The organism is Enterococcus mundtii, assembly GCF_002947535.1.
Classification (GTDB): domain Bacteria; phylum Bacillota; class Bacilli; order Lactobacillales; family Enterococcaceae; genus Enterococcus_B; species Enterococcus_B mundtii_B.
This window is the reverse complement of record NZ_PUAP01000019.1, coordinates 52,234-71,521: the sequence shown is the minus strand read 5'-3', so window position 1 is coordinate 71,521 and position 19,288 is coordinate 52,234. Positions and strand designations below refer to the sequence as shown.

Genomic DNA, 19,288 nt, shown 5'->3' with positions numbered 1-19,288 from the left:
ACTGATTTCCATCTAAACTTAGTTGTGCCGACTTTAAATCGCTACTCATTATTTCTTGTTCCATTATTTGAATAAATCTTTGTAAATACAGTTGCAAAAAGACACACTCAAAAAATAGGATGCCAATAATAGTAATCGAAACAACATATCTAAATCCTACTTTACATGCGCTTTTAATACTTCTCCTAACAAGATATAGGTTAGATAAAATAGTTGGACCCACATTGATCATATACCTTCTCTCCTTTAGTTAACTTAATGATTCTAAATTCAGATTCTTTTATAAAGTTAGGATCGTGAGTAGACATAATAATCGTAGAGCCAAGTTTATTCTTTTTTTTCAATAACTCAAATACTATTTTTGCATTTGCCTTATCTAAATTAGCTGTCGGTTCATCAGCAATAATAATTTGAGGATTCGCAACGATTGCTCTGGCAATATTCACACGTTGTCTTTCACCACCAGATAGATTTCTAGGTAAATTTTTTATATATCGATCTATTTTTAAATCTGTTGTAACTTCCTCAACTTTCGACTGTATCAATGAGAATGGGTAGCCTAAATATTCTAATTTATAAGCTATATTTTCAAATACTGTCCACTCTTCAATCAGCCTTGTATCTTGAAAAACTACCCCCATCATTCCCCTTAAATTTTGTAATTCCATATAGTTATATTGACATAATTCTTTATCCTTGATTTTCAAGCTACCCGTATTATACATTCGCCTCCCTTGAATCAACTCAATTAAAGTGGTTTTTCCCGAGCCACTTTCTCCTATCAAAAATACAAATTCTCCATGCTCAATTTGCATATTTATATTTTTTAATACTTTATTGTTTTTATGTTCCACTCCAAGTTTATCCATCAAGATGAAATTATCTTTTTTCATATTCCCCTCTGCCTTGTTTCGAAATATTGACATAGAACCTACCTATAGATATTTTCTCTGAACTACCATTTCACATAAGTAAATTATTAATCCTAGTTATAAACTAAATACCCTATTAAAACAGCTTTTTTCCGTGCATTATGTACCTTTCATTTTGGGATAGAATAGAAATATATAAGTACTTAATATTCCCTAAAAATATTATTTGAGCAAATTTTATGCTTAATATTTTGAATAATATAAAATTTCAAATGATCTATACACTGAGTATAATACATTATATATTTATGTTTTTGTTTTATCCGTCATAATTTGTTGATTTAACATCATAATCGTATATGAAAATTACTTTTTAGTTCCTTCTCTATTGGTGTTTAGATTTCCCTCTATACACTTCTTTGACAACCCCAAACAAAAAAACTTACAGAATTGAGAAGTACATCCCAATCCTATAAGCTGTGTTCTTACTCTCTATTTACTTTTTACTTGTGCCAATTCATCTGATGTCATTTGGCGATACTCTCCTAAAGCTAAATCTTCTGGCAGAAGAAAATTCCCCATACGTAGCCGTTTCAAATAAGTGACTTCTTTTCCAACAGCTTTTACCATCCGTTTCACTTGATGAAATTTCCCTTCGTGTAAGATCAAACGGATACGAGAAGTATTTGTTTCCTCATCGACCGAGTCAATGAACAGTTTTGCAGGCAGTGTTTGTTCATCTCCATCAATGAGTAATCCTTCTGAAAAAGCTGACACATCTTCTTTCGTCATCACGCCAGCAACTTCTGCCAAGTATTCTTTTTCCACGTGTTTTTTGGGAGAGAGCAATTGGTGGGAAAACTGCCCGTCATTGGTCAGGATCAACAATCCTTCTGTATCTTTATCTAACCGACCGACTGGAAATAGATCTTCTCTAAAATCCTCATCAGAAAGTAAGTCGATGACGGTTTGATCATGATTATCTTGAGTTGCTGAAACTACACCCGCCGGTTTATTCAAGATATAATAAAAATCTTTTTGGTAATGTAAGGATTCATCCAGATACATCACCGTATCTTCGGTTTCTTTCACTTGATATTTATCACTTTTAATACATGTTCCATTGACTGTGATCAAGCCTTTTTTGATCAGCCCTTTGACTTCTTTGCGGCTGCCAAGACCGATATCAGCTAAAAATTTATCTAAACGCATGTGATTGTCTCCTTTTTTAGCAATGCCTATCTTATTTGATGCGCAAACGGCGGCGTAAACGAATCATTCCTTGACGGCCTAATAGCTTATCTGCAAGACGGAGCTTCAATGCCAGATACGTATAAACTAAACCACCTACTCCGGCGACTAAAACAATTAATACTAGTGATTGGAACTTACTGTCTTGGTTCAAGAACATTCCAAAAACCATTTTTGTCAGTCCAGCTGCAAAGAGCATCAACAGGGTGAGAATAAAAATCAACAAGGTGCGACGCCATACAAATTTCCGATTGAAGCGAGCCACTTGATGGATTTTCTTTAGTATCAGTGAACAAGAAACAATAAAACCAATCATCGTTGCGAGCAACGGTCCATATACTTCAAAGATACGGATTGCTGGATACTGTAAGACTAGTTTTACGAGAAACCCAACCAGTAAGTATTGGATCGCAGCTTTATTTTCAAACATCCCTTGGAGCATATTCGATACAAGCATATAAAGTCCTAGAAAAAGACCGACAAAACTTGCTTGGATCAACACTTGGCTTCCTAGTTGATCCGGTGTATAAAACAGTGTATTCAAAGGATATGCCAAGAGCATCACGCCACATGTTGCAGGAAACATAATGAAAGAAAACAACTGTAAGTTACTGCTTGTTAATTTTGCTAGTCCACGTCGGTCTTTGATCGTTACCGCTTCCGTGATCAAAGGTAGACCTGTCGCAGCAATCGACGTCGCTAAAGCAATGACGACCATTGTCAACTTGTCAGGATTCGCACTGAAAATCGAAAAAAGATCCAACAATTGGGCATTGGAATACTCGGTGGTATCCGACATGATTTTAATAAATGTAAATTGATCGACTAATTTAAAAATCGTGATCCCTGATCCTACGATGATAAAAGGGATCGCTTCTTTGATCGTATCCAACAATAATTCTTTCGTGGCAATCGTCACTTGATTTTCGCTATACTGCACACGAGCTGCTGTATACGCTTGATGTTTTTTCAAAAAATATAATAAGACTGCCAAGCTGACGATCATCCCAATAAATGCTGCAAAAGTCGATTGGGTGACCGCAGTTACGTAGTCACCTGACAGGACTTTCATGATGATGAATGTAGAAAGCAACAGATAAAATACGCGCGCAATCTGCTCAACGATTTGCGAGAGTGCATAAGGCATCATTTCCTGATTCCCTTGGAAGTATCCTCGAATAACACTCATACAAGGAAAGACTAGTAGCGCTGCACTTAATGAGCGCATGATCGGGATCAATTCTTCACCACCACCAGAGGCACGAGCCAACCAAGGAGAAGCGAAGTACATAAATCCTGCAAAAAACACACCTAAAACAGCCATCATTTGCATTGCTCGTAGAAACAACCGGTGAGATGTCCCGTATTCATTCAATGAATTGTAACGGGCGGTTTGTTTCGCAATGGCAGCTGGGATCCCAGCAGTTGAAATCATTAAGAATAGCGCGTAAATATTGTACCCCATATTGAATAATCCATTGGCAGCCTTTGCATTTTCGCCCATCCAAGCGTACCAAGGAATAATATAGACCGCACCAAGTAATCGAGAGATCATATTACTTGCAGTCATCCAAGCAGAACCTCTAGCCATTTTCTCTTGGACTGTCAAATTTTCTGCTGCTGGTTTTCGTTGATTAGTCATTGATCAGATTCCAACTTTCTTCAAAACATTACTCATATTTTAAGTGTAAATCCACAAAGTAGCAATCTTTTTTGTCAGCTTTTTTAGTTTTTGTGTCGGTTGCAGCTTTTACATAATAACCGTTTTCTTTCGAACACAGGATGACCTTGTTCTCTATCTTCGTTCTTTCGAAATCATCGCTTTTTCATTTTTTTCTAAGTTGCTATTTACAACAGTTGCATATTTTTTTGCATACTCACATTTTCTATTGAAACCTTCGATTTCGTATTTAGTATATAATTTTCTACTATTTTGATCAGAAGTAACTATAGCGTCTCTTGTCTTTCCATCATTCGTTGATTTTATAGGAAAAATTTTGCTTGTAGGTACAGTCTTTTTAGATGAACGATTGCTAGGAATTAATTCTTCTGCAAATTTACGATCTATCTTATTTAACACATGCTCTAACGCTGCTTTCCCTTTAGTCGGTGCTCCTTCTTTAGCTAACGATGCTTGCATCTCCGGATTAGTTTCTACTTCTCGTATTAAATCAGCGAATACAGATGGATTTTTTTCTCCTGCTTGTCGAAGATACTTTGTGATAGCTGGAAGGCTAGAAGGTGATTTTTCTAAAGATTCACGATCCATCTTATTTAACACATAATCTAACGCTACTTTCCCTTTAGTCGGTGCTCCTTCTTTAGCTAACGATGCTTGCATCTCCGGATTAGTTTCTACTTCTCGTATTAAATCAGCGAATACAGATGGATTTTTTTCTCCTGCTTGTCGCAGATACTTTGTGATAGCTGGAAGGCTATAAGGTGATTTTTCTGAAAATTCACGATCCATCTTATTTAACACATAGTCTAACGCTGCTTCCCCTTTAGTCGGACCTCCTTCTTTAGCTAACAAATCTTGCAGTTTAGGATTAGTTTCTACTTCTTGTATTAATTTAATTAATTCATATACATCATATTTTGCAAGTTGTCGCCTATACTTATTGATACGTGGGATGATCGAATTCATAGTGGTTTCTGGATTCATTGTCCTATTCCTTCTTCCATTTTTTATTTAAATAACAAGTTTTAAATTGAAACAAGTTAAATTGTTTTCCTTCCCCTCCTTTTAACGTTTTGTTTTACTGAGACTTTCACGCTACGACCAAACGTTTATCTTCGTTCTTTTGAAACCGGATGATCTACCTTTTTAGTTAATGCGGTGTTTACTGCCTGTGCAACTTCATTCGCCGAACGAATTTTACGTGTGAAGTATATCGGACTTTCTTTCACAGCCCCAATGGATTTTTGGGTCATTTGTGGGCTCTGCAACGAATCGCCTGTAGCCTTTACCTCATTATATTTGTTTGCGTGTTTTGTTCTACTTGTAGTCGAGTCGCTTCGACTGATGCCTTCTTTCGATCGTTGTTCATTGCTGTTTGTAGTGACAGCTTGCTCTTCCTTCATCTTATTTAATGTTATTCTAGCGAAAAATCGACTACCTTGTATCATCGTCCATGTTTTTTTCCACAGTAACCTAATCGCTCTACCGACTTGCTTTATCGGGTTGAAACTTGGTTTACGGTGATGCTGTTTTGTCGTCTCTTGATATGAATCTTTTTTGAGTGAAAAGAGTTTTTCTAGTCCATCTACTTTAGGTTCTTTTAGTTCAATATCATGTGAAATCAAAAATCTACTGATTAGACGCAGTTCATCTCTAGTCAAGTCCTTTATGTTAAATAAATTCTCTCCTATTTCACTTGTTTTTTCATCATTCATTTTCTACTCCTTCTTTCTTTTTATTTAAGACTCACCTTTTCAGGCACTGTCAGACAGTCCTAGTTTATTTCTGTTTCTTTAACGCTTCTTCTACTAAAACTTTCAAGCTTGGACCAAACGTTTTATCCTCGTTCTTTAGCAACCATCGCTTTTTCTTTTTTAGAAAATAAGTTGTTTGCCGTTTTTGCAGCTTCATTCGCCGAACGAAGTTTATGCGGGAAGTAGCTTGGACTATCCCTTACTATCTTAGTGGACTGTTTCTCATTTTTTTGAATCGTTTTTGGCTTCGGTAACGAATGATCTCCAGCTGTTCTAGGTTCTTTCCTCTTTGTTGTCCTGCCTATTTTTTGGATTTTTTCAGCTATGTATGACAAAATTCTTCGTCGTTTTGATGTAGATTGTGGAGAGGTTGTTACACTGTTGTCTGTTTTTTTGGCTCGCTCTACTGAACCTTGGGCTAATTTGCCTCCACCGAACCCTTCCTTCGAGAATTGTTGAACATTATTTAAAGGGATAGTTTTATTAAGCTTTACCTTATTTAAAACTGTTCCATTTAAAAATTGACCACCTAGTAGATTTCTCCACATCCTGGTCATCATTCCCGGTTGTTTCTCACTGACTTGATCCGCTTGTTTGGCTTGTCCCCGAGGTATCAAATGATCTTGTGAACTATAGCTATCGTCTAGACTATAGTAGATTGAATCAGATTCTATACTATACATTGAACTATCCTCTATAGGATGTTTTGAATGTAAAGATTCAACATCTCTGGTACGTTCAGATTGCTCTCGTTTCTCTTTAGATACAGTATTTCTCTTTGCTAACTGCTCATTAAATCCGTTTATTTTTTCAGGATTCATTTTTAGACCTTCTCTCTTTTTATTTCAATCAGTGATTCCTTAGTAAGGTTTCCGTATCTTGCTTGATCTGCTGTTGGAACACTTCTTTGCTATATTGGTTGGATTTTTTGTACACTATTTCCTTTTGGAGTACCCAATTTTTTATTATGGGAATCTGCCCGTTTCTTTCGTAGCCAATCATTTGTTCTTGTCCATTTTTTGTATTCTACCTTCTTTCATTTTTACTTAAATCACCTGTTCCTGAAAATACGAAACAAAAAATATGCTATAATAAACCAAATAAATACAAAGTGAGGGATGATTCAATGAGCTTCTCCTTAGAAGATATCCGCAACTTATTGTTAAAAGAAAATCTGTTAAAAGAATTTGTATCACCACAGGGGTGGCATCTTTATGCTCCAGAAAATAGAGTATTCAAGAAATTAAGTTATGACTCACGTCAGGTCGACGCTGAGACATTATTTTTTTGTAAAGGATTGAATTTCAAAGAAGAGTATTTAACTGCCGCAATTGCTCAAGGACTTAATTACTACGTCGCCGAAGAGCCTTATGAGAACGAAGCATGTGGCATAATCGTGACCGATATTCGCAAAGCAATGGCGATTCTTTCCATGGCTTTTTATGATTATCCACAAAACAAGATGTTAGTCATCGGATTTACTGGGACTAAAGGTAAAACCACCGCTGCATACTTTACCAAAGCCATTTTGGATTATACGACCAACTATAAAACCGCCTTGTTTTCAACAATGAATACCACATTAGACGGTACGTCCTTTTTCAAATCTAATCTGACAACACCGGAATCACTCGACTTGTATCGCATGATGGCTGAAGCAGTTGAAAACGGTATGACACACCTTGTCATGGAGGTTTCTTCCCAAGCCTACAAAACGCAACGTGTTTATGGACTCACTTTAGATGTTGGGATTTTCTTAAATATCTCTCCAGATCATATCAGTCCGATCGAACACCCGACGTTTGATGATTACTTTTATTGCAAACGTCAGTTGATCTTAAATTCAAAAAAAGTGATTTTAAACCGTGAGAGTGATTACTTTGATTTATTAGTGGAGACGGGGCAAGTCCATGGTATTCCTGCCATCACTTACGGACGAGCAGATACAACAGACGTTCAAGTGAAAAGTTTAGAAAATCAAACACAAGCGTTTCAATTGATCACACACGGTTCTGATCTACCTGTTGAAGCGGAGTACGAGATCAAATTAGCTGGTGGCTTCAATCAAGAAAATGCAGCTAGCGCAATCATTGCGGCGACTTTAGTCGGTGCTTCGATCACTGATGCCCAACAAGGCCTAAGAGAAGCTAGGGTACCTGGACGCATGGATCAGTTGACCCATAAGAACGGCGCCCATGTGTATGTTGATTATGCGCATAACTATTTAAGTTTAAAAACATTATTAGCATTTGCTAAGAGTGAACATCCTAATGGCCGAGTGATCGTCGTTCTAGGAAGTCCAGGAAACAAAGCCATTTCCCGCAGAAAAGACTTTGGAGAAGTCTTGTCAGAAACAGCCGATGTCGTTTTCTTGACCGCAGATGATCCTGCTTTTGAAGATCCACAAAAAATTGCAGAGGAAATCCATGAAGCAATCACAAATAAAGAGCTTGCTGTCCATTACGAAATGGACCGTCCCACTGCGATCCAACAAGCACTAGCAGAAAGTCATCCAGAAGACTCTGTTGTGATTGCTGGTAAAGGTGTCGATGCGTATCAAAAAGTTGGTGGCGTCGATGAACCTTATGAAGGTGACTATGACGTGGCAAAACGCTTGATCGAACAATAAAGATTTCTAAAGAAGAACAGAACGCTTTAACTTAGACAGATGATTCTAGCTAAAAAAGGCAACTCCTTATGAGTTGGCTTTTTTAGCTGTTTATTCCAATATCTTTGAAATGAATTTTTATCTTGCCACATCAACTCATAGATAATCTTCTAAAAATCTTAGGCAATATCCAATATACGCTTTATCTTTCCGATTCAGTTGAAGCTCGCTGTATCTTTATTCGAGATGACTCTCGTTTCTTCTGCTCATTTAATTCATCTGCTCGTTTAGCAAGTCCTATCGTCATTTTACGAAGTACTTGAGTGCCATTTGTACACATTTTCTTTTGTTCCGACGTGTGTATGCCCGCTAGAAAAGAAGATACCTCCATTCCTTTAGACACTTTATTTTCCCTATTTTCGATATAAACTTGCCAATCTTTGACAAATTCGCCTTCATGCCAAGGTGGTGGTATAATCCGACTTTTTGACATAAAAGTCACCTGATCTTTTATGATCGGCCATGATCGATAAGCATAGCGCAACATTTTACGAAGTTGCCCCATAGGATACATCCTAAGATAACGTCTATTTGCTATATCTTTCATCTGTATACCATCTAAGGTGATATAAGCTTTTATAGTGGGATAGCATTTTAGCATGTCTATCCCGATTTTCCCTCCGTTTTCATCTAATTCTTTGAGGAATATTCTATCTCCATGCTTGTCTATGTAGTATAGCTCTATTCCTTCTGTCCCAATTTTATTCCCACTTTTGTCCCGTTGTATACCCTCTATTTCTATGTTGCCAGCTTGAATTGCACCGGAAAAACTATTTGTCCATTGATTCTTAGGGTTTTCTTTAGATGCAGCCATGAACTCTTTCCACAACGGTAAGTTGTCTGATTTTACATAGTCATTTATGCCACCATCAGCAAATTGTTGCCATTGTTCCCTCGTTACCAGTTCATCCTTTCTGACTTTATCATAAATGATTCTTTTCACTTCATCATTATAAGTATCAACCATATAGGCTCGATGATCCTTTTCTTTTAATTCTCCTTCAAATCCATGTTTCCCTTCATTCAACTCCTTAAATAGTTGTTCACATGAACCATCCAAACCAATCAATAATACTTTATCTCCATCTAATGGCATGACCATTCCTCCTCTTTTAAATTAGCGATCTCGTTGCCACTCAGCACTGACTTTTTTGATTGAAAAAATATTCGAATTGATATTTCTCTCTTTCTTATGTATCTAAAAAAATAGTATTTCCAAAACTATATCGTTAAGGCTCGTTGCCTATGCACAGGTGGTTTCTTTTGCTCTTGGATATTGTTTTGTTTTCCTATTGCTTCTATAAGCAAGGATTGCAAGTTTTTGTGTTCTCGTGCCTTCTCGTTTGCAAGAGATGTGCTTGATTGGATATTTTCCATCGACTTGCACTCTTGCTTGTTGAGATTCCATGTGAAACGCCGCTTTCGTATGTCACTATATTTCTGCCAAGCCTTGACATACTTTCCTCTGATCCAAGGTGCTTTCACGATTTTTTTATTTTCAAAAAAAACGACTTTTTCTTTTAACTCATCCCAGTGCCGAAAAATATAACGCAGTTCTTTACAGGTATAATCACTTTCGTATTGTCCATAACAATTTTTTTTAGAGATATTGTGCATATTCAGTTTGTCCAGTACAAAATATATCCTGACATTAGGACAGTGGATGGCTATATCGAGACCGTTTTTACAGCCTCTTTCGATATGCTTATTAAAATTTTTTTCATCTTTATACTTGTTACGATAGTAGAGTGCCCCCTTTTCCGTGAATAATCTTCTTTCAGTTACTACTTTTTTAAATATATTCAACAAGCGATTTTTAGGGTTCCATTGCATACACAGCCAGTATCTTTTCCAATGCGGTAGATGTTTATACTCTTCTGCTAATAAGTTTGGCCATTCTTTCTCAAGTTCTTGTAATTCTTCTACGGTCTCTAACTTTTTTTCTAACAATTTACTAACGATCAATTCATGTAGCCCTTTATTGTAGCAATCAATGACATATGCTGATGAGTTTGGTCCTGTCAGACTAGGAAATCTTTTCAGTTTCACTTTTCTCGAGATTACATCTTGGTAAAATAGATTTCGTTGATCATCCATCCCAAATAATAAAATGTACACTTTATCTGTATCCATTCCGCTATCCCACTTTCTTACACTTAATCATGAACTCATAATATTCAGAAAAACAAACTAATTTTTTCATTTTGCGGAAATAGTAACAAAGGCAAGTTGTCAGAAAAATCCTCCCAGTCTTGTAATGTTTGTAGTTTATTTTCCTGCACATACTTGATGATCAGCTTCTCTATTCCATTATTATATGCGTCAAACATTTGTACTTGATAGTCTTTACCCGATTGGAATCGTTCCAATTCATTTGACACAAATAGTCGTTGGTACTTACTTTCATTCCCCAAAAATATAATTTTTATTTCATTTGTTATCATTCGTTTCTCTCCTCTGCCCCAAGTGAAGGCTTTTATTCTACAAATAGCCTTCTATCGCCAAATCTTCCGCAACAGTAAGTTATAGACACGCCCACTAAATACATCACAAGGTGAACGCTCGCTGTCTACCGATAGATTTTGCCATTTTTTTTTGAATTTTCCCCTTTTCATTTACTTCTAAAATCACCGCTTTGAAAGATTTTAATTCATTTTTCTTCTCTTCTGGGAAAATATCATGTGTGAGATCGTCCACTGACTTAGAGGTCTTTTTCATCAACTTTTCCTTGTGACGCTCATGATACCTTTCCCATTGGCGAATATGATTTCCTTCGATCCAAGGTGCTTTTACAATTTTTTGATTTAAAAAAAATACGACTTTCTCCTTTAATTGATACCAATGTCGAAAAATATAGCGTAATTCTTTACAGGTATACTCACTTTTGTATTTTTTGTTACGATTTTTTTGCATGACTTCTTTCATTTTTATGCCATCTAACACGAAATAAATGAGAATATTGGGATAGTGGATGGCCATATCAATGCCATTTTTACAGCCTCTAGTAATATGCTTGTTACAACTTATGATCTCGCCTTCCTCATTTTGAAAATATAATACGATGTCTTCTAGTCGAAGATTCTCATGAAAGATCGGATAATTGAACGTTGCCCACAAGCTGTTCTTAGGATTCCAGTTCATACACTGCACGTATTGTTTCCAAAGCGGATTCTCTTTCCAAAATCGGAACAACATCAAAGGTAATCGCTCTATAAATTGATGCCACTGCCCAAAAGTGCGTAACCTCCCTGATCTTTTTCGTTCAACCATCACCATATGTAGCCTGTTATTGTAATAATCAATGATATGTGCATGTTCTGATTCACCAGATAAGGTTGGATAGCCTTGTAGATCAACTTTATTATTTTTTACATCAGCAAAAAAAGCTTCGCGTTCCTTATATAAGCCATAAAGCAAGATATCTTTTTCTGAATCCATTTATCTATCCCTCCATGAACTTGCTTTGACACAGCTTCCTCTACTTGAACTTGTTCGCAGTTTTTCCATTTACTGATTTGGACATTCAACGCCCTCTTCCATAGATAGGCGCTGGATGTCTAAATCCGTTCAAGCTTTTTCAAATCAAAGTTGGTCTTCCTCCATGATTGCGACCACTCGTGTCCAACCAGCACTCGCTTTTTTGATTTTCGTTGGGAAGCAGCTTAACTTGAAACCAGTCGGTGGCAGTTGATCTAAGTTCGTCAATTTTTCGATATGACAGTATTTCTTTTCGATCCCAGCAAAATGGCCTTCCCAAATAATCGAGGAGTCTCGAGTCTCTTTAAATTCTTCCGCGATAAAAGGCAACGGTCGATCCCACGACCAAGCGTCGGTACCAACTACATGTATGCCTTGCTCAATTAACCACAGCGTTGCCTCTCGTCCGACACCGCACCCACTGATCAAATAATTGGGCGTGCCCCAAAACGGCGCAGCGCCTGTCTGGATCAGCACGATATCTTTTTCTTTGAGCGTATAGTTGATGTGTTTCAAGGCATGTTGAAAGTCAGGGATCGTTAACTGATAACCATTTGGTTTATCTGAAAAATCAAGCATGACACCATTTCCATAACACCAATCAAGGGGAACCTCCTCAATGGTCCAAGCTGGCTGTCCATTATCCATCGTGGGATGATAATGATAAGGTGCATCCATATGAGTCCCTGTATGCGTAGTGAGCTGGACACTTTCCATCGCCCAAGCTAAGCCATTAGGCAAGTCTTCCTTTTTTGCCGTTTCAAAAAAGCGCAACATATCAGGTACACTTTTTTCGTGGTCTAAATAGTTGATCACCGGAATCATTTCTTGCGGATCACTTGGCACTTCATTTTCAATCGTGATACTTAAATCAATCAATTTCATTTATCTGTCCTTCCTTTCCTAACTCTATTCCATACTTGTGTCTAGTATACGTATGATTTATCTTTTATTTTGTCCTTTTTTTTCTGTTATTTAACATAAATATCTATCTTTATTTATCCAAGATATTAAGTTTCTAACAACAATTCCTAGTAAAAAAAGCATCCGATCCTTTTGTACATAAAGGATCGGACTGCTAACATCAACTACTAGCTATTATTTACTAAAAAACTTTTTCTGAGAAGGAGATGTCTTATTTTTGCCTGCTGCTATTTCAATTGCTCTTTCAACTCATTTTGTACGCGTACTAATTCTTCTTCTGGGATCATTTGGTAAGAGATCCCTTGTTCTCCTGTGACACCATCTCCTGTAAATCCTACACCCATCAATTGATCAGAATTCACATGGGTCAATGCGGTTCGATAATGTTTAAACAGCATTTGGCTTGTTTCCCATGAAATATTCGTCTGTATATTTTCTCCAATGACTTCAAGCATGCCTTTATAGTTCACTAATGTGCCCACTGCTCTTGCTTGGTCCAAAAAGCCAGTTAAAACTTGACGTTGTCTTTTTTGCCTGCCATAATCGCCTTCAGGGTCCTCATAACGCATACGAGCATACTTGCGTGCACTTTCTCCATCTAACTGTAACTTTCCAATTGGAAAATCCACTCCTTCATAATGAAAAGTGAATGCGTTATTCACTTCAACGCCTCCAACAAGATCCACTAATTCTTTCATTCCTTTTAAATCGATTTGTGCATAATAGTCGATTGGGATATCTAATAGATTTTCTACTGTTGACAGGGTGCTGGAAACTCCGCCATAGGCATATGCATGATTGATTTTGTCATTGATATCTTGGTCAATGATCGCGGTATAGGTATCTCTTGGAAGACTAACTAATGTTGTTATTGCTTTTTTAGGATTGACTGTGGCAACGATCAGCGTGTCGGTTCTCCCGCGTTCCTCTCTTTCCAGAACACCTCCATCTGTTCCAAGTAATAAAATCGAAAACGGATCTCCTGAAAGGTAATCCAATTCCGTCTCTGCTCGCTCGATTGCTTCATAAGAGCCATTTACGGTTGCTCGGATATCAATATAGATTTTCCCAATATACCCTACGATTCCCAAAGTCACAAGTACGAGCACGAGCAATATTGAAAGAAATGCTTTTTTTCTGCTAAACATCTCGATTCCTCCGGTTTATTTTAAGCCTATTGGATTTTCTTATCCTATTTTTCACTGAGATAGATCAGCCCTTTAGGTGCTTTTTGATTCGTTGCAATACCTGTCAGTAAACGATAGTACACATTTTTATCTTTTAGGATCATTTCCACTACCTCTTCTTCTGCCAACCCCGTTTCTTCAAAAAAACCATGCTGTAAAAAATCTAAAAACATTTGCAATTGCGCATCGATTTCTAATAATTCAGCAAATTGTTCCAAAATATTATCGTAAGGTGTACGACAAATAACTACGAATTTTTGATGTAATTCGATACAAACCTGTTGAATGATGGGAAAGTCCTGCAAGTGACAAAGTTCTTCATAATTTTTTAAATAGGTAGCAGGTGTCACCTGTACTTTTTTGATCATGATTTCTCCCTTTCTTCTAGAAATTTATTTTGTTCATCCACGTGAATCAACCCTAGCATCTGATCAAGGACATCAATCTTTGCCAATCTGTTTCATTTGGGATTTTATTGAACAGCAAACAAGTACCCGCACTCGAAAAATTAGATAGATGCTCTGCATAATTGGTCACAATGATATCGAATTGATTTGCTTTGAAGTAACCATGACTGATATCTAATGCGTTAGGAAAATAAAGCTTTTGATAGCTACCTAAGTTCTTCCGTGCTGTGACTTGGATTCGTTGTGAAATAAATTGATTGCCTTCTAATAAAAAAGCGATCTTTTTAGGTTTTCCCCAGTATAATTCTTTTAAGCAATCCATCAAGATAGTAAAAACTGCGCTTACATCTACGATTGTTTCTAGCGTCAGATAAGGCACTAATTCCAACTGTTTTCTCAGAAAACAGATGTTTTTTTCTACTTCCTCCGGGAACTCTTTATTAACAAATGCGATCAAATCAGGGATCACTGTATTTAAAACTGGCGAAATTTGATGTTTTAACATCACGTTAGAAAAGAAAGACTGAATAAAAATAGTACTACTTTCAATTGCCCCTTTAGGTGGATCAATTTCTCCTAAATACTGTTTGGTAAGATGTAAAACTTGCGGTTCTTTTCCTAGTTTATTGCAAAAGCTTCTTTCTAGATCAATATCAAAAACGGTTCGTTTACTGATCGCCAGTGCATAAAAATAGATGATTTCTTTTTCGCAGATCGGCATTTGTAAATGATTCGATAACATCGTTTTTAATTTTTTTAGTTCTGTATAATACTCTTTACGAAACAGCTTCACCAAATTCAGGTCGATTTTTACGTAATGGCCATGCGAAGTTCGTTCCAAAATAATGTAAATCATATAGCAGATCTCTTCAAAAGCAATATTCGAAAAATCACGACTGAATTGCTCTCCCTTTAAATCCAAACCAATCTCTTGAATGATTAACGGAGGAAAGACTGTATGTGGGGTAATATCGGATTCATAATAAAAGTTAAAATAAAAATGTCGAATATTTACTTCTTCGCCAATCAAATCTACCTGACTTTTATTGATACTCAAATCATACCGAGAAAGAATGGGTTCGATTTTTCTTAAATAGCGCATCAATGTTGCTGGGGAAAGAAAAAAAATATCCGCCCATTCATTGATTGATAGGATCTCTCCTAAAAAGATACTTTCTAAAATTTTGAAGAGTGGTTCATTACTGATCAATGCTTTTTTTTTTTCAAAGTATTTCTCTATATCAAGTATTTTCAGTTTGTAGCCAATATTTGAAGTTTTCATTTCAATCGAGTCACAGAAATACTCCTTGATATTTTGCAAATCTTCAATAATTGTACGGCTAGAACTTTTGATTACTTTCGACAACTCCCGTATTGGTGTATATGCAACATGCTCCATATATTCTAAAAGATGCAACCATCTCAGTGTCGTTTTATTCGTAACAAAAGATGATTGGATTTGTCTCATAACTTCACCTTCTTCTAATTGAAATAACTTTTAAGTTGATCCACGATCCGGCTACTGGCTTGACCATCTCCATAAGGATTTTTGGCTTGTGCCATAGCCTCATAAGTTTTTTTATCTGTTAATAAGTGCGTGATCTTTGTGTATACTTGTTCTTCTTCCGTTCCAACTAATAGTAATGTACCTGCTGACACGCCTTCTGGTCGCTCCGTCGTTTCTCGAGCAATCAACACAGGTACGCCTAATGAAGGAGCCTCTTCTTGTATCCCTCCTGAATCGGTCAAGATCAAATAGCTTTTTGAAAGAAGTTGATAAAATTCTGGTGTATCTAATGGTTCGATGAGTTGGATATTCGCTTGCCTCTCTAAATATTGATTGGCTATTTCCCGTACTTTTGGATTTTTATGTACAGGAAAGACTACATTCAGTGTCGGGTGATCGATCGCAATTCGTTTTAATGCGCGAAATACATTTTCCATCGGTAAGCCAATATTCTCTCGCCGATGCATGGTCACCAGCAAGATCTTCTTTTCATCTTCCACAAACTTCAATGATTTTGGTTTTCTTTGATCTAAGGTATGGTACAACGCATCGATCGACGTGTTGCCAGTAACCGATATACGCTCTTGCGGATGATTCTCTTTGCAAAGATTTTCTTTGCTCTGTTCGGTCGGAGCGAATAAAAAATCAGATAACTGATCGATCAATCGGCGATTCATTTCTTCTGGAAATGGATCTTGTTTGTCGCCAGTTCGTAACCCGGCTTCCACATGTCCAATCAAAATCTGTTGATAAAACGCAGCGAGCGCAGCAGCTAAAGCAGTAGTTGTGTCGCCATGTACTAATACGAGATCTGGACGCTCTGCTTGAAAAACAGCTTCTAGCCCTTCCAAGATTCGACTCGTCATACTAAACAATGTCTGATTTTCACGCATGATCGCTAAATTGTAATCAGATACTAGTTGAAAAGAAGCCATCGTTTGATCAAGCATTTCGCGATGTTGCCCTGTCACTACGATCTTGGAAAGAAAGCGGGGGTCTTTCTCCAATGCTTTGATGATAGGTGCCATTTTGATTGCCTCTGGACGAGTACCAAAGATTGATAATACCTTTATTTTTTCCATAATGCTCCTTTTTATGTGTGTTTTTTAAAGTAAAGAATAGTGCTTTTCATAAATGTTGCGCCATTGCACCAAATATGGTTGCAGTGCATAGTCTTTGACAATCACGGATCTCGCCTCCTGGCTCAACTGTAAACGCTGTTCCTTATCTTGTAATAATTTTCGTAATCCTGCGAGCATTGCTTGTGTATCTCCCGCATCCACCAAATATCCATTTTTATCCTGTTCGATCAACTCAGGGATCCCACCAACTTTTGTTGTGACATTTGGTATTCCTGCTGCCATGGTTTCTAAAATCGCCATCGGTAACCCCTCATGATAAGAAGGAAGAAAATGCAACACTGTTTGTTGGAACAAGACTGGTAACTCCTCTTTTGAGACCCAACCATTCAGAAAAACATTCTGGATGTTCTCTCTTTTGATCTGTTGGGCAATTTGTTCATTTTCTTCATCTCCATATAACATGAAGCGAATATCTGGAAATTCTACTGCTACTTTTTTTGCAACTTCCAAAAGATCAAAGCTGCCCTTTCTTTTACCAATTCGACCAAGTGTAAGAATCCAAGTTGCTTGCGGATCATAGAGATTTCGAGAAGGTAATTCTACTGCATTTGGCAGAATAGAAATAGGTGTATCCGTTACTGTTTGATAATAATCAGCCCAACTGTTACTTAATACCACCAAGTGATCTACACGCTTCAAAATAAACCGTATCCAACGCTTCATCACAGGATGGCTCTGCTGATAAAAACGATCGAATTGTGAAGCGTGCATATGGAATATCGTTCGACAGTTTCTTGGAGCCAGTAATAATAAAAGACTCTTTCGATAAAAACTACCCTTTTGTGCCACGTGAAAATGGAGGATGCGACACTTTTCTTTTTTTATATGAGAACGAAAAGTCAAAAATGCTTTACACTGGGTAAGAAATTTTCTTTTCTCTGCCCATGTTCGATGAAAAAAAAAGTGCAAATCTTCTGGTGCTTTTGCTTTTTTAAAATTCTGGATAACCGTTGCGATCCCTCCTTGAGCATTTGGATCAGGCCCAATGATCATAATATTCATACTTTTCGGATGCTCCTTTCTTGAAAAAATAGTTTCATCAGTTTCAGCTCATTCTGATAGAGAATGAGCATGAGTAATAGCAAGAGCAACACCATTCCCTTTTCTAGCCAGAAGTTCTGATTTACTGCGGTAAAAAGAGCAAACCAGTAAAGTAACAGCGACAAACTGACTTGTCGTTTTACTGAAAAACCTTGCCAATGTTTCATCGAAAAATAAGTACGGGAAAAAAAGAAAACCAAGTAACCTAGCCCTGTTGCAGCAGCTGCCCCTGTCGCACCAAATAGAGGCACGAAAAACAAATGTGTCAAACCTGCAGCTAGTACAGCAAATAGAGAAGCTGCAATATTCAAATGACTTTTTTTAGAAAAGACGATTCCTAAGTTAGTGGTTTCACTGATCGTCATCATCAATGGATAAAAGGAGAGTAGCGGAACCAAATGCTGCGCTTCGCTATACTCACTGGACAATAATAAAACGATACTTTCCTTAAAGAGAACCATTATCAAAAAACAAAACGATAATAGAAACATCATCAAGTGACTGACACGTTCATAGTGGACTAGCGGTTTATTCTTTTTGTACCACTCGTAAGCAGTTGGGATCCAAAAATTTGCAAAGCTTACTTGCAAGATCATCAAGGCACTTGCTACTTTAAAGGCAGCGGTGTAGATACCTAACGAAGTGAAATCCGCAAAATGGCGTAACATGACTTTGTCAATGATCGTTAATAAACTATAAAGAAATGTTCCTACAACTGTTGGAAAACCAAAGCGACATAGATTGTTGATCAACGATTTGTCGAGGGTGAGGTTGAGTGGATAAAAAAGCATACCATTCCCAATGATCAGGACACAGTCCCCAATGATCTGCCCTACTAACATCCCGTAGACAACTGTAATAAAAGTAGGTCTACCCACGTAAAGAAAGAGCAAGGTAAACAACAAAATGATGAGCTTGACTAAAATACTATAGACCGAAAATATGATTGCTTTGTTTTGCATACGAATATTCAACAAAATAAAACGCTCAAAAATCAATAATATTGCTGATATAGCTAGTAAGTAAATCGCCTTTGTATAAGAGGGATCTTCAAATAAAAACATCGAAAAATGATTTGCATAAAGTACTAAGTTCATGGCCAAAATAATAGAGCCAATCAATGGGATCATCATTGATTGTTGCAAAAGTGACTTCTTATTTTCTTGGTCATGGTATTCACGTGTAAAAGCTTGATCAAAACCTAGATAAATCACGTAGATCAAAAAAGTCTGTGCGAGAAAAAACATACTAGTTTTACCGTATTCCTCTGGACTTAAAAAGGTCGTCGTCACTGGTAAAAGCACCAGATTCAAGACTGCTGAACCTAATGAGCCGATGGAGAAAAAACCTAGTCTTATCAGTATTTTTTTCAATAAC

General features: G+C 37.0%; 18 protein-coding genes. 1 reads left to right on the top strand and 17 read right to left on the bottom strand.

Annotation, left to right across the window (positions count from 1 at the left end; genetic code table 11):
• Positions 1-200: 200 nt before the first annotated feature.
• From CUS89_RS06010 to CUS89_RS05985, 6 genes are all read right to left on the bottom strand, one after another.
• Positions 201-893, bottom strand: a complete 693-nt coding sequence (locus tag CUS89_RS06010) for a cell division ATP-binding protein FtsE (protein WP_181055321.1) — start codon at positions 891-893, stop codon at positions 201-203.
• A gap of 471 nt (positions 894-1,364) precedes the next feature.
• Complete coding sequence (locus CUS89_RS06005) at positions 1,365-2,084, bottom strand: pseudouridine synthase (RefSeq protein WP_104871439.1); 720 nt, start codon at positions 2,082-2,084, stop codon at positions 1,365-1,367.
• 31 nt (positions 2,085-2,115) lie between these two features.
• Positions 2,116-3,765, bottom strand: a complete 1,650-nt coding sequence (locus tag CUS89_RS06000; protein ID WP_104871438.1) for a putative polysaccharide biosynthesis protein — start codon at positions 3,763-3,765, stop codon at positions 2,116-2,118.
• Between the two features lie 153 nt (positions 3,766-3,918).
• Complete coding sequence (locus CUS89_RS05995) at positions 3,919-4,788, bottom strand: hypothetical protein (protein ID WP_104871437.1); 870 nt, start codon at positions 4,786-4,788, stop codon at positions 3,919-3,921.
• A gap of 125 nt (positions 4,789-4,913) precedes the next feature.
• Positions 4,914-5,519 carry a hypothetical protein gene (locus tag CUS89_RS05990; protein WP_104871436.1) on the bottom strand — a complete coding sequence of 202 codons (606 nt, stop codon included), beginning with the start codon at positions 5,517-5,519 and terminating at the stop codon, positions 4,914-4,916.
• A gap of 122 nt (positions 5,520-5,641) precedes the next feature.
• Positions 5,642-6,379 (bottom strand): hypothetical protein, encoded by a 738-nt coding sequence (locus CUS89_RS05985; RefSeq protein WP_104871435.1) that lies wholly within the window; start codon positions 6,377-6,379, stop codon positions 5,642-5,644.
• A gap of 305 nt (positions 6,380-6,684) precedes the next feature.
• On the opposite strand from CUS89_RS05985, the gene CUS89_RS05980 reads away from it, so the two are divergent.
• Complete coding sequence (locus CUS89_RS05980) at positions 6,685-8,187, top strand: UDP-N-acetylmuramoyl-L-alanyl-D-glutamate--L-lysine ligase (RefSeq protein ID WP_104871434.1); 1,503 nt, start codon at positions 6,685-6,687, stop codon at positions 8,185-8,187.
• A 181-nt stretch (positions 8,188-8,368) separates the two neighbouring features.
• On the opposite strand, the gene CUS89_RS05975 is transcribed toward CUS89_RS05980, so the two are convergent.
• The 11 genes from CUS89_RS05975 to CUS89_RS05925 form a co-directional block, all read right to left on the bottom strand.
• Positions 8,369-9,322, bottom strand: a complete 954-nt coding sequence (locus CUS89_RS05975) for a hypothetical protein (protein ID WP_104871433.1) — start codon at positions 9,320-9,322, stop codon at positions 8,369-8,371.
• Between the two features lie 125 nt (positions 9,323-9,447).
• The gene (locus CUS89_RS05970) at positions 9,448-10,359 is read right to left on the bottom strand and encodes a hypothetical protein (protein ID WP_104871432.1); all 912 of its coding nucleotides are present in this window, start codon (positions 10,357-10,359) and stop codon (positions 9,448-9,450) included.
• 44 nt (positions 10,360-10,403) lie between these two features.
• Positions 10,404-10,670, bottom strand: coding sequence for a hypothetical protein (locus CUS89_RS05965; protein WP_104871431.1), 267 nt, complete (start codon positions 10,668-10,670; stop codon positions 10,404-10,406).
• Between the two features lie 103 nt (positions 10,671-10,773).
• Positions 10,774-11,664, bottom strand: coding sequence for a hypothetical protein (locus CUS89_RS05960; RefSeq protein WP_104871430.1), 891 nt, complete (start codon positions 11,662-11,664; stop codon positions 10,774-10,776).
• 144 nt (positions 11,665-11,808) lie between these two features.
• Positions 11,809-12,588 (bottom strand): cyclase family protein, encoded by a 780-nt coding sequence (locus tag CUS89_RS05955; protein WP_104871429.1) that lies wholly within the window; start codon positions 12,586-12,588, stop codon positions 11,809-11,811.
• Between the two features lie 266 nt (positions 12,589-12,854).
• Positions 12,855-13,775, bottom strand: a complete 921-nt coding sequence (locus CUS89_RS05950; protein WP_104871428.1) for an LCP family glycopolymer transferase — start codon at positions 13,773-13,775, stop codon at positions 12,855-12,857.
• 44 nt (positions 13,776-13,819) lie between these two features.
• Positions 13,820-14,182 carry a DUF7006 family protein gene (locus CUS89_RS05945; RefSeq protein WP_104871427.1) on the bottom strand — a complete coding sequence of 121 codons (363 nt, stop codon included), beginning with the start codon at positions 14,180-14,182 and terminating at the stop codon, positions 13,820-13,822.
• Between the two features lie 52 nt (positions 14,183-14,234).
• The gene (locus CUS89_RS05940; protein WP_104871426.1) at positions 14,235-15,689 is read right to left on the bottom strand and encodes a helix-turn-helix domain-containing protein; all 1,455 of its coding nucleotides are present in this window, start codon (positions 15,687-15,689) and stop codon (positions 14,235-14,237) included.
• A 14-nt stretch (positions 15,690-15,703) separates the two neighbouring features.
• Positions 15,704-16,810, bottom strand: a complete 1,107-nt coding sequence (wecB, locus tag CUS89_RS05935) for a non-hydrolyzing UDP-N-acetylglucosamine 2-epimerase (RefSeq protein ID WP_104871425.1) — start codon at positions 16,808-16,810, stop codon at positions 15,704-15,706.
• Positions 16,811-16,834: 24 nt separating this feature from the next.
• Entirely contained in the window at positions 16,835-17,872 is a 1,038-nt protein-coding gene (locus CUS89_RS05930; protein WP_104871424.1) for a glycosyltransferase family 4 protein, read from the bottom strand.
• Positions 17,869-19,284, bottom strand: coding sequence for a lipopolysaccharide biosynthesis protein (locus CUS89_RS05925; RefSeq protein WP_104871423.1), 1,416 nt, complete (start codon positions 19,282-19,284; stop codon positions 17,869-17,871). The genes CUS89_RS05930 and CUS89_RS05925 overlap by 4 nt, the downstream gene beginning before the upstream one ends.
• Positions 19,285-19,288 lie beyond the last annotated feature (4 nt).

Bases quoted from the DNA above. Each gene is read 5' to 3' on its own strand.
- CUS89_RS06010 (WP_181055321.1), bottom strand. From the start codon at position 893: ATGAAAAAAGATAATTTCATCTTGATGGATAAACTTGGAGTGGAACAT.
- CUS89_RS06005 (WP_104871439.1), bottom strand. From the start codon at position 2,084: ATGCGTTTAGATAAATTTTTAGCTGATATCGGTCTTGGCAGCCGCAAA.
- CUS89_RS06000 (WP_104871438.1), bottom strand. From the start codon at position 3,765: ATGACTAATCAACGAAAACCAGCAGCAGAAAATTTGACAGTCCAAGAG.
- CUS89_RS05995 (WP_104871437.1), bottom strand. From the start codon at position 4,788: ATGAATCCAGAAACCACTATGAATTCGATCATCCCACGTATCAATAAG.
- CUS89_RS05990 (WP_104871436.1), bottom strand. From the start codon at position 5,519: ATGAATGATGAAAAAACAAGTGAAATAGGAGAGAATTTATTTAACATA.
- CUS89_RS05985 (WP_104871435.1), bottom strand. From the start codon at position 6,379: ATGAATCCTGAAAAAATAAACGGATTTAATGAGCAGTTAGCAAAGAGA.
- CUS89_RS05980 (WP_104871434.1), top strand. From the start codon at position 6,685: ATGAGCTTCTCCTTAGAAGATATCCGCAACTTATTGTTAAAAGAAAAT.
- CUS89_RS05975 (WP_104871433.1), bottom strand. From the start codon at position 9,322: ATGCCATTAGATGGAGATAAAGTATTATTGATTGGTTTGGATGGTTCA.
- CUS89_RS05970 (WP_104871432.1), bottom strand. From the start codon at position 10,359: ATGGATACAGATAAAGTGTACATTTTATTATTTGGGATGGATGATCAA.
- CUS89_RS05965 (WP_104871431.1), bottom strand. From the start codon at position 10,670: ATGATAACAAATGAAATAAAAATTATATTTTTGGGGAATGAAAGTAAG.
- CUS89_RS05960 (WP_104871430.1), bottom strand. From the start codon at position 11,664: ATGGATTCAGAAAAAGATATCTTGCTTTATGGCTTATATAAGGAACGC.
- CUS89_RS05955 (WP_104871429.1), bottom strand. From the start codon at position 12,588: ATGAAATTGATTGATTTAAGTATCACGATTGAAAATGAAGTGCCAAGT.
- CUS89_RS05950 (WP_104871428.1), bottom strand. From the start codon at position 13,775: ATGTTTAGCAGAAAAAAAGCATTTCTTTCAATATTGCTCGTGCTCGTA.
- CUS89_RS05945 (WP_104871427.1), bottom strand. From the start codon at position 14,182: ATGATCAAAAAAGTACAGGTGACACCTGCTACCTATTTAAAAAATTAT.
- CUS89_RS05940 (WP_104871426.1), bottom strand. From the start codon at position 15,689: ATGAGACAAATCCAATCATCTTTTGTTACGAATAAAACGACACTGAGA.
- wecB (WP_104871425.1), bottom strand. From the start codon at position 16,810: ATGGAAAAAATAAAGGTATTATCAATCTTTGGTACTCGTCCAGAGGCA.
- CUS89_RS05930 (WP_104871424.1), bottom strand. From the start codon at position 17,872: ATGAATATTATGATCATTGGGCCTGATCCAAATGCTCAAGGAGGGATC.